The organism is Verrucomicrobiales bacterium, assembly GCA_016793885.1.
GTDB lineage: Bacteria > Verrucomicrobiota > Verrucomicrobiia > Limisphaerales > UBA11320 > UBA11320.
Genome location: JAEUHE010000032.1, coordinates 117,052 through 127,203 on the forward strand (window position 1 = coordinate 117,052; position 10,152 = coordinate 127,203).

The 10,152-nt window shown below is 58.3% G+C and carries 9 protein-coding genes; 8 read left to right on the forward strand and 1 reads right to left on the reverse strand.

What is annotated here, in order from left to right; all coding sequences use genetic code 11:
* Positions 1–110: 110 nt before the first annotated feature.
* Genes JNN07_04490 through JNN07_04505 form a run of 4 tightly spaced genes read left to right on the forward strand, consistent with a single transcriptional unit; the run spans position 111 to position 4,416 of the window.
* The gene (locus tag JNN07_04490) at positions 111–530 is read left to right on the forward strand and encodes a GntR family transcriptional regulator (GenBank protein MBL9166978.1); all 420 of its coding nucleotides are present in this window, start codon (positions 111–113) and stop codon (positions 528–530) included.
* Positions 527–1,438: an ABC transporter ATP-binding protein gene (locus JNN07_04495; GenBank protein MBL9166979.1), complete on the forward strand. Its 912-nt coding sequence runs from the start codon at positions 527–529 to the stop codon at positions 1,436–1,438. Before JNN07_04490 ends, JNN07_04495 begins: the two co-directional genes overlap by 4 nt.
* A complete protein-coding gene (locus JNN07_04500; GenBank protein ID MBL9166980.1) occupies positions 1,429–2,970 on the forward strand; it encodes a hypothetical protein in 1,542 nt (513 codons plus the stop codon). The genes JNN07_04495 and JNN07_04500 overlap by 10 nt, the downstream gene beginning before the upstream one ends.
* 54 nt (positions 2,971–3,024) lie before the next feature.
* Positions 3,025–4,416 carry a S8 family serine peptidase gene (locus JNN07_04505; GenBank protein ID MBL9166981.1) on the forward strand — a complete coding sequence of 464 codons (1,392 nt, stop codon included), beginning with the start codon at positions 3,025–3,027 and terminating at the stop codon, positions 4,414–4,416.
* A gap of 516 nt (positions 4,417–4,932) precedes the next feature.
* Here JNN07_04505 and JNN07_04510 read toward each other — a convergent pair.
* A complete protein-coding gene (locus tag JNN07_04510; GenBank protein MBL9166982.1) occupies positions 4,933–6,690 on the reverse strand; it encodes a polyprenyl synthetase family protein in 1,758 nt (585 codons plus the stop codon).
* 205 nt (positions 6,691–6,895) lie between these two features.
* Between JNN07_04510 and panB the strand changes: the two genes are divergently transcribed.
* Genes panB through mscL form a run of 4 tightly spaced genes read left to right on the forward strand, consistent with a single transcriptional unit; the run spans position 6,896 to position 9,479 of the window.
* On the forward strand, positions 6,896–7,672 hold the full coding sequence (panB, locus tag JNN07_04515; protein ID MBL9166983.1) for a 3-methyl-2-oxobutanoate hydroxymethyltransferase: 777 nt from the start codon (positions 6,896–6,898) through the stop codon (positions 7,670–7,672).
* Positions 7,669–8,223, forward strand: a complete 555-nt coding sequence (gene moaC, locus JNN07_04520; GenBank protein MBL9166984.1) for a cyclic pyranopterin monophosphate synthase MoaC — start codon at positions 7,669–7,671, stop codon at positions 8,221–8,223. Before panB ends, moaC begins: the two co-directional genes overlap by 4 nt.
* A 43-nt stretch (positions 8,224–8,266) precedes the next feature.
* A complete protein-coding gene (locus JNN07_04525) occupies positions 8,267–9,016 on the forward strand; it encodes a DUF481 domain-containing protein (GenBank protein ID MBL9166985.1) in 750 nt (249 codons plus the stop codon).
* Positions 9,017–9,059: 43 nt separating this feature from the next.
* Positions 9,060–9,479, forward strand: a complete 420-nt coding sequence (gene mscL, locus JNN07_04530; protein ID MBL9166986.1) for a large conductance mechanosensitive channel protein MscL — start codon at positions 9,060–9,062, stop codon at positions 9,477–9,479.
* Positions 9,480–10,152 lie beyond the last annotated feature (673 nt).

Sequence of the window (10,152 nt, forward strand, 5' to 3'; positions counted from 1 at the left end):
CCATTCTTTTCCATCCGTGTCGTCCGAGAAATCCGCGGTCACAACGCCAACACCCTTCCCCCTTGACAGCCAAAACAAACTGTCCTACTGTCCTATGCCAGTTGTTAACTATGGTCATCGAGCTCAATTTCAAATCAGGGAAGCCGGTCTATTTGCAGGTGGTGGATCAGGTGAAGTCCGCGGTAGCTTCCGGCGCTCTCTCGCCGGGCGATCCCCTACCTTCCATTCGACCGCTGGCGGAGGAGCTTCGGGTCAATCGAAACACGGTTCTGAAGGCCTATCTCGAGCTCGAGAATCAAAACGTGATCGAGTCGTTTCCCGGCAAAGGCTCATTTATCAAGCGCAGCAAATCCCCCCTGCGACGCGAAGCCCGCCATGCCCTGCTCAACCAAGAGATCGACCAAGCCGTCGTGGCGGCGCACCACCTCCAGGTAAGCCGGGCCGATTTTCTCAAACTGGTGAACGAACGGTTCGATGAATTCGAACAACGCCGCGACGCCGCCTCAGCCAGCAAACCCGAAACCGCATGAACCCTCCAATGCCCATCATCGATATTCGCGACCTCCACTATTCCTATGACCGCGGGGAGGCGGTCACTGGGCTGGACCTGCGGGTGCAAGCGGGAACCTGCCACGGTCTCTTCGGACGCAACGGTGCCGGCAAGACCACCACCATGAAATGCCTCCTGAACCTGCTTCGACCTCAAGGAGGCTCCGTGAAGTTGTTCGGACTCAATGCCGCCACCGAGGACCTCAAGATCAAGCAGCGACTGGCTTATGTCCCGGACGCCCCCGCCTTCTATCCGTGGATGACCGTGCACGAGACCCTCGACTACCTGGCGTCGTTTCGTAAGACCTGGAATGACGCCAAGGAATCCGAGCTCCTTTCCCGGTTCGACCTCCCGCCCAAACAGAATGTCGCCGGTCTATCGAAGGGCCAACGCACACAACTCGCCCTGATCGGGGCGCTCTGCGCGGAACCCGAGCTACTGGTGTTGGATGAACCTACCTCTGGTCTCGATCCTCTAGTCCGACGCGAGTTTATCGAGACAGTCATCGGTGCCTTTCAGGATGGCGATCCCGGGGCTCGAACCATCTTGGTCTCCACTCATCTGATCTCCGAATTTGAAGGACTGATCGATGAATTCACCATTCTGGACCGCGGGCGGCATGTTCTTCGATCGAACGCCGATCTCGCCCGGCAGCGATACCGACGGATTCGCGCCCGTTTTCGCGATCCCTCGCCAACCGTCGATCTCAGCGGAGCCCTGTCGGTTCAAACACGCGGTCGCGACTGGGAAGTCATCGTCAACGGAGACGGAGACCGACATTTCGAGGCGCTCCGCGCTCTACATCCCGAAACCATCGCCTGGGAAGGGTTGAACCTGGAGGAGATCTTCATGGTCACCACCAAACCCGAAAGAACCCTATGCACATGATTGTCTCGCTCCAGAAGGACATCCAGGCAGGAAAGATGCCCCTGCTCGTAACCGCGGCAGGCTTTCTGGGCATCGCGATCGCTTCCCTACTCCTGCGCATGAAGGATGCAGCTGGGGCGCTGCCGTTCATTCTCTTCGTCGGAGGCCACTACCTCGGGGCCTTCACCCTGGGCCATGAGTTCGACCATCGCACGTGGAGCCTCCAACTCACTCAGCCCAGCCGCCGGTGGCAACTGTGGATCACGAAACTGGCACTCTCCTTTGGAATACTGCTGCTCACCTATCTCCTTACTGTGTTCATTATGGAACTGACCCAGCCGGGACGCCCGGAGACGCGTTGGTTCCTAGGAGTGATCGCCCTCGCAGCCTTCAGCGGTCCACCCCTGTTCGTTCAATATACGCGGAGCACACTCGGTGCCGCAGCGGTCTCTTTCTTGGCATTGATTCTGATGATCACCGGGTCCGCGATGACTTTGGAACTTCTCTCGCCCCAGTTCTCTCCGATCAGCGGCTGGGGCCTGGAGCGAACGATGGAGATCTCAGTCTGCCTCTACAGCGTTCTGGCACTCTCCTTGGCCACCTGGAAATGGAGATATCTCGAGCTGCGGGACGTAGTGCAGCACCGGCCGCTAACCCCTCGCGGGCTCCGGTTCGCCAGATTCTTGCGCATGAGCCGAGCAACTCCCCTCCGGAATATCTGGGTTCGCGAACTGCTGCTGCAGAGTCGGGCGATAGCGTTTGGGATCGTGTTCAGTATCATCCTGTGGATCGACGTCCAACTGCTGAAGTCGCCAATGTGGGCCGCCTACGCCGCGCCCATGCTACCGTTATTGATACTTCTCCCGTCCTGGGTTGTGCCACTCTTCGTCGGCCTCTCCTGCGGCCATGACCGCTTCGAAGGAACGCAGTTCTTGTCAACGACCCAGCCCTGCGACTTACGGAAGCAGCTGTTGATTCGTCTGGCCTTGGCACTCATCAGCGTCATTGCGTTTGGCGGCCTAATTTCCTTTTGGGGGATGTCCGCCGCCCCTTTCTCGTTTTCGCAGGGGGGGCCTGCGCTGGATCGAGAATTGATCGGCTGGTCGGCGCTGATCTGTTTCGCCGCCGGATGGTTTTCGACCACCATTTCAAAGACCTCCCTCGGCGCGGCGGGAAACGCCGCTTCCATCATCGGAACCGTGCTGGGCGGTCTAATCATGGTTCATCACTGGGCGGTTCCCTGGCTGGTGGTGTTCTCCGGTCTCATCCATAAACCACTCCACTTGTTGCCCGAGTGGGGCCCCGCCTCCAGCTACTGGAACATAGGCTTCTTGCTCAACGAACTCCATGACCGCCCCACCAACCACCTGTGGTTCACAGGTTCCCTGTTGGGGTTCATCCTGGCCGTGCTCTCTTGGACAGCCGTGCAAAGTCGCTACGACCACACCCCTAAGCTTAAGGGGATAAAGCACTTCGGATTCATGCTTGCAGGGCTCTTGCTAGTGCAACTGGCCATGGGAAGCCGACTTTGTATCCAGTTTCTTGCCAATTAGCCCGCAACCTTTCTGTCGCTTGTTGGTTGGAATGGAGGTAGCTTGCCAACGCGTATGGGCTGTGACTGGAACAAAACACGGGCTGGGTATCGAGGGGGACTCTATCTCCTGTTGGTAATGATGCTCGGCTGGGCGGTCGGTTGTCCCGCGGCACAGTCCCTGGTGTGGAAGAAGGACACCGATAAGGTCAGCGCCAACATCCAGTCTGCTCCGTTGGAGGAGGTGCTCAACCTCATGTCCGAGGCCACCGGGTGGGAGATCTACGTTCAGCCGGAGTCGGAGCAAGTGGTCAACGTGAAGTTTCAAGACCGTCCCGCCTCCGACGCGCTCAAGCTGCTTCTAGGGGGCCTCAGCTACGCAGTCCTGCCGCAAGCCGAGGGTCCATCACGACTGCTCGTGTTCCGCACCAACATCAGCCAAGCCACTGAGCTGATCAGCCCCAAACGCGATCCCAAGGATGATACCTCCAAGCCGATCCCCACCGAACTGGTGGTCACGCTCAAACCGGGAGTCAACATCGATGACATCGCCAAGAAAGTGGATGGCAAAGTCGTTGGCCGGAATGACGAACTGCGCACGTATCGTCTCCAGTTCGAAACGGCAGAGGCGGCCGAAAAGGCCCGCAAACTCCTTTCCGAAGATCCGGAAGTGACGAAGGTGGAGAGCAATTACAACGTCGAACGCCCGCCAGAAATCAAGCCGGTCGATCTTAGCTCCGTACCCGAGTTGAGCCTCAAAGCCGAAAGCCCGGCGAACGATTGCGAGAAAGTCATCGTGGGATTAATCGACACCTCCGTCCCCAGGACGGGCGGAAGCCTCGACGGATTCCTGCTGCCCCAAATTGACGTGGCGGGGCCTGGTCCCACTTCCTACACCAGCCCGCCCCATGGGGAATCGATGGCGAGCACCATCGTCCGCGGCGCGGATTTCTCCTCAGGTGGAAAAGCGAAAATCAGCATTCTTCCCGTAAACGTGTACGGACAAAATGTCCAGGCGAACACCTACGATGTCGCCAACGGAATCCTGCAAGCGATCAAGGCCGGAGCGAAGATCATCAACCTCAGCCTAGGCAGCGAGGGACCAAGCCCCTACCTCGCCGAGGTCATTCGCCTGGGACAAGCACAGGACGTCATCTTCATTGCAGCCGCAGGCAATCGCCCCACCACCACTCCCACCTATCCCGCAGCCGATCCGAAGGTGGTAGCCGTGACCGCCAGCGATCGGACCGGCAACCTGGCCTCCTATGCGAACCGGGGAGAGTTCGTCGATGTGATCGCCCCCGGAAGCACCATCTTTCAATTCAACGGCCAGCGGTATTTGTCGAGCGGCACCTCGGTGGCCACCGCCTACGTGAGTGGGCTGGCTGCGTCCATGGCCGATCCCTGTAACAAGTCCTACTCCGCCGTCGAGGCCCAGATCCGCAAGGACCTGAGCGTGAGGAAGTGATTCCGCAGAGGTCGACTCGGTCGAAGCGGGGGCCCATGCAAAGCTCGACGCCGTTGGCTCACTCCCTTTTCAAAGAATCCTGTTTGCGAATCGACTCTCCATGAACCGGTCGCTCGGCTTCGGTGTCCGGAGTTGTGCAGGCTCACGCGAAGGAACGAGGCGCTATGGAGCGCGGAGACACGTCTCCGCTTTTCCTGCACGCGACGGAGTGGCTGAGGGGGTGTCGTACATGAAGGCGCGCGTGGGGGGGGGGAGGTGGCGTGAAGGAACAGCGGTGTCGTGCCACCGGAGATCAGAACTATAAACCTCGTCGGACCGCTTCACCGTCAGCTCCATAGAGCTGCCCCATTCGCTTTCTTGCCACCAGGTTCATGGCCTCAATTTCCGTCCATTTTGGAGATCAAGAGTCGTCCACCTCCCCGCACGCAGTGCCTTCTCGCAACAACCAACGTCGACGCGATCCCACAGTTTCCGCACCTCACAACAGCCGTCCCTTCGCGTGGGCGGCGGTTGCTGCTAGGTGGTGACCAGGTCACGCAGTTCGGCAGGCTGAGTCGAGGCGGCCTGCGCGCCCAGATTCTTAACCTCGAACTCCTTGCACCAACCTTTGATCTCCGTGTCGTTGAAGATCTTTCCAACCAGACGACGAAGCAATCCCTTCAAGCTGGCATTTTCTAAATCGCGCAGACAACGAATCGCCTCTTCCTTGTAGGTTTCCAAAAGAGTGCGGGCTCGCTCGTCCGCCTTCAATTCCCGATAGAGTTGCTCCACTTGGGCAATCGTCATCCCAGCCGGCAATTGACGTTTCCACAGCGACTCAGTGACCTGTTTGACATCGCCTTTGGCGCGGTCATGCGCAGCGGCGAGCAAGAGGCTCGGCCGGAATCCCGCAATATCATTGGTCTCGCCGGCTTCTCCCAAATCGCTCAGGTCATCGCGAATCTGGTATGCGACCCCGATCGCCTCGCTGTAGACGTGCAGGACCTCCTCCACCTCTTCGAACGCGTCGACGTCGGAGTACAGAACGCCCACCTTCAGAGCGACCTCGAAAGCCGGAGCCGTCTTCTGCCGGAAAATATCGAGGACCTGATTCTGGTTCATCGGCGATGGCTGCCGCATCCAGCAGAGTTCAGCGCCTTGGCCCCGACAGAGACTGCGCTGGCCTTGGCTGGCCACCTCGAGCATGCGCACTTTCTGAGCATCGCTCACCTTGAGCCCCCCGATCAGCCGATAGCCTTCTCCGATAAGCAAGTCACCCACGTTCAAGGCCACCGCCAGGCCATGCTCCTCATGGAGCGTTTTCTCTCCGTACCGTGTGGCATCACCGTCCTCGATATCATCATGGATCAACGAGGCCTTGTGAAAACATTCCACCGCCACCGCGAGTTTCATGAGGTCCGCCGGAATAGGTTTGCCGGGGGTGTCACTCATCGCTTGGTAAGCGGCTACCGTCAGCAAAGGTCGCCAGCGTTTGCCGGCACGCATCAACCACTCCCGAGCGATGCGTTCGGTCTCACCGGTGGCCGTGCCGAAGATCAGTTCCAAGGAGGTCGGGGTGAACGCCGTTTCCACTTCGTCCTTCAAGGCCCCCAGATCCATCCGGCGCGTTCGATCATCACTGGTCAAATGGATGTAGTCCCACACCCAGTCCAAGTCGACGGTGGTATCGATGCAATCATCCTGGAGCAGAGGCACGGCCACGCCCGGAATGGCCGCCGCTTCCATGAAGGGGAAGGCCCTTTCCAGGACGCTCAGACAGCTCACCCCCACGATAGCCTCGATTTTGCCGGTCTGGATGAGAGACATGACGATGGCGCTCCCTTCGGCCACCAAGACGGCATAGCCCAGTTTCTCAGCCTCCGCTTGCAGATCCTGGATGGTGCACAACCCGCATTGCTTGCAGAGCAGCCCGAATTCATCGAAGGGAGCCGGACACTTGTTCTCGACGCGCAGACACTTGGGCAGCAGCAATAGGCGTTTTTCGAACGGAACGGATGCCAGCGTCTCGCGCCACATCTCGTTGTTGATCAGCACCGCAATGTAATCCCGGTAGATCGGATCACACTGGAGCAGTGCCAGGACTTTGTCGGCGTGCTCGCGCAGCTGCTCGAAAGGCTGCGGAGGAACCGGATTGAACTCCGCGATGTAGTTACGAATGAAGTGGAGAATGCGATTCCGTTCCGGAACGGTTTGCGGGACGTTCTTCTTCGGCGTCCGAAACCGCTGCTGGATGCTATGACGCGGGATCGCGAACTGGATCGGCTGAACATTCATACGCTTTTTGCGCTTTCGTCACCAAGGATTGGTCAGCAAAAGATGCGCCTAACATCCTGAACTGTCTAGTGTTGAATTGTTCATCAGCCGGTGCATGGGCCGACACGGCCCACACTACAATCGTGGCGACGTCCGTCCCCGGACGTTCCCCTTGGCCGGAACGATTCCGCTTGTGCTGAGGCCCGGCCAGTGCTGAGTTTGATACGTGCTGGAACATAAAATCACCGCCACAGCCATCCGGACCATGAAGGGCAAGCAGCCCATCGCTTCCCTCACGGCCTACGACTATCCAATGACTCAGCTCCTGGATGAGCTGGGCGTTCCCCTCATCCTGGTCGGAGACTCACTCGGGATGGTAGTCCTCGGTTACCCGGACACCACACACGTCACCATGGCCGACATGGAGCATCACGTGCGGGCCGCCGCCCGCGCGAAGCCCAAGGCTCTACTCGTTGCGGATCTTCCTTACCACACCTACCACACCGAGTCCGCTGCCCTTGAGAATGCACGCCGACTCGTCACCGCGGGGGCCGATGCCGTCAAAGCCGAAGGGGGCCGCGCCATCGCCAATCAGGTCCGAGCGATTGTTCAAGCTGGGATCCCCTTCCTGGGTCATTTGGGGATGCTGCCGCAAAGCGTACTCCTCGAGGGGGGCTATCACATCAAAGGAAAGATCGAGGCCGAACACCAAAGTCTGCTCGAGGATCTCGCCGCGCTGGTAGAAGCCGGGGCCTTCGCCGTGGTCCTGGAACTCGTGACGCCGGCCGTGGCTCACGAGCTGACCCAACGGTTTCCGATCCCCACCATCGGCATCGGCTCCGGCAAACAATGCGACGGACAAATCCTGGTTACCACCGACCTCCTCGGCACTTCCCCAAACTACATTCCCAAACACGTCAAGGAACGCGGTGACTTGCGGACGGAGGCAAGGCGTGTCGTTCAAAATTGGCAACAACACCTCGAGCTCCCGACCCCCGCATGAAAAAATTGAGCCACCTCAATCGAGCCGGCGATGCTACCATGGTCGATGTCACTCAGAAGCAGATTCTCTTGCGCGAAGCACTCGCTGCCGGTGAGATCCGCCTTCAAGCGACGACCCTCGAATTGATCCAAACGGATGGGATTCCCAAGGGAAACGTGTTCGCCACCGCTCGCCTGGCCGGAATTCAGGCGGCCAAACGCACGGGAGAGCTCATCCCGCTGTGCCACCCCCTCCCAATCACCCACTGTGAAGTTCGTTTTCGAATTCCAGCTGCTCGCGACCGGATCCTCATCGAAGCGACCGCCAAAATCGCCGCACAAACAGGAGTGGAGATGGAGGCTCTGACCGCCGTTTCTATCGCTGCATTAACTATTTACGACATGTGCAAGGCGGTCGACAAGGCCATGGTCATTGGTGAAATCTACTTGGTTAGAAAGACCAAACTACCCTGGACCCAGGCGTCGCCCCATGGGCAAAAAAGTCCATCCACCTCATCACCGATGCCCAAGAAGACAAAGAAAAATTTCAGGAATACCGTTGACCGTAGCTGAAAGTTTGCTAAATCAACCGCTCGCTAGCAATCAAACAGCCTATATGCGCAACACTATCGAATCCAATACGAGCAGTCTTTTGACCTCGCTGACCTTGGCCAGCGTCATGATCCCCGCCACCGCCGCTCTGGCCGCCGATCCGAATCCCGGATGGGAAACCAGCGCCAACGCCGGTGTGACCGTGACCCGCGGCAACAGCAAAACCCTCCTCTTCACCGCTGGACTTCTCAGCCAGAAGAAGTGGGACATGAACGAAGTTCGCCTGGGCCTTGATGGGGCCTACGGCAAGAACGACGACGTGAAGAACACCGAGTTCGGCCGCGTTTTCGGTCAATACAACCGCCTGTTCAATGAGCGTCTCTACGGTTATGCCCGTGGCGAAGTCAGCCACGACGCAATCGCGGACGTGGAATACCGGGTCACCCTCAGCCCTGGTTTGGGTTACTACCTGATCAAGAATGACCGCCAGACCCTGAGCGTCGAAGTCGGTCCTGGTTTCATCACTGAGAAGCTGGGTAACCACGACAAGAACAACTACTTCACCCTGCGTGTTGCGGAACGTTATGAGCTGAAGCTCAACGACAAAACCCGCATCTGGCAATCGGCCGAATGGTTGCCTCAGGTCGACGACTTGGACAACTGGCTCTTGAACGCCGAACTCGGCCTCGAGACCCAATTGACCACCAAGCTCAGCTTTTTCACCAAGATCCAGGACACCTACGACAACGAACCCGTTCCTGGCCGCAAACAGAACGACCTGAAGCTGATCTCGGGGATCGCTTACAAGTTCTAATCGAACGAACTTAACACCCCAACGACCAACCTAGGAAAAACTTATGGGATTCATGTCCGAATTCAAAGCGTTCGCCGTCAAAGGCAACGTGATCGACATGGCGGTCGGTGTGATCATCGGTGGAGCCTTCGGTAAGATCATCGGCTCCGTCATCGATGACATCATCATGCCTGTCGTCGGCAAAGTCATCGGCAACGTCGACTTTAGCAATATGTTCATTCCTTTGTCTGGTCAGACCAGCAAGGTGCTCGCTGATGCGAGGAAGGAAGGCGCGGTTCTCGCCTACGGTAACTTCCTCACGGTGGTGATCAATTTCACCATCCTGGCGTTCTGTATCTTCATGATGGTGAAAGCCATCAATAACCTGAAGAAGAAGGAAGAAGCCAAGCCCTCTGCTCCTCCCGAACCCTCGAAGGAAGAGAAGCTCCTGGCGGAAATCCGCGACATTCTCAAAGCCCGCTAACACAGCGCGGGGTTTTCCCGCGCCTATCTTATCGTTAACTGCGAACCCGGGGTTTTCCCGGGTTCGCTTTTTTGTGGGGATGGAGGAAGGTAGAATGGGTCGGTGGCGGAGCTGTCCACCCTCACGCGAAGGAACCAAGCGCTATGGACTGCGGAGACATGTCTCCGCTTTTCCTGCGAGTGGCGGAGTGCCGGCTGGTGTGCCCATTGTAAACGACTGCGCTGGAGGAGCTAACTTGGGGCGAAGGAAAAGCGGTGTCGTGCCCTGAGAATTACCCACAAGTTCGGAGGGCTTCCTCCCTATCCCAACGGGATTGCGCCTCAAAGCCCAGGGTTGGGAGGAACGAGCTACCCTGGGGAAAACGCCATAGAATCCACAACCCCATCGTGGGTTGCGAACCCTGTGGGGCTTCAGGTGATTCCAAGCGCAACCCGCGATGGGGTTGTGAGAAAACCACGACTAACCCAGGGTAGGCGCTCCTGCGTCGCGCCAACCCTGGGCTTTGAGCCGGAATCCCTTTGGGATTCTAACAATTGGTCGAAGAACTTGTGGGTAATGCTTAGGGCACGACACCGCTGTTCCTTCACGCCACCTCAGACCCTCCAACAAACCCATTCGCCTCAGAAGCTCCATCAGCCGCGCCGGTGAGCAACCGCCTGGGCTGAATTGGATC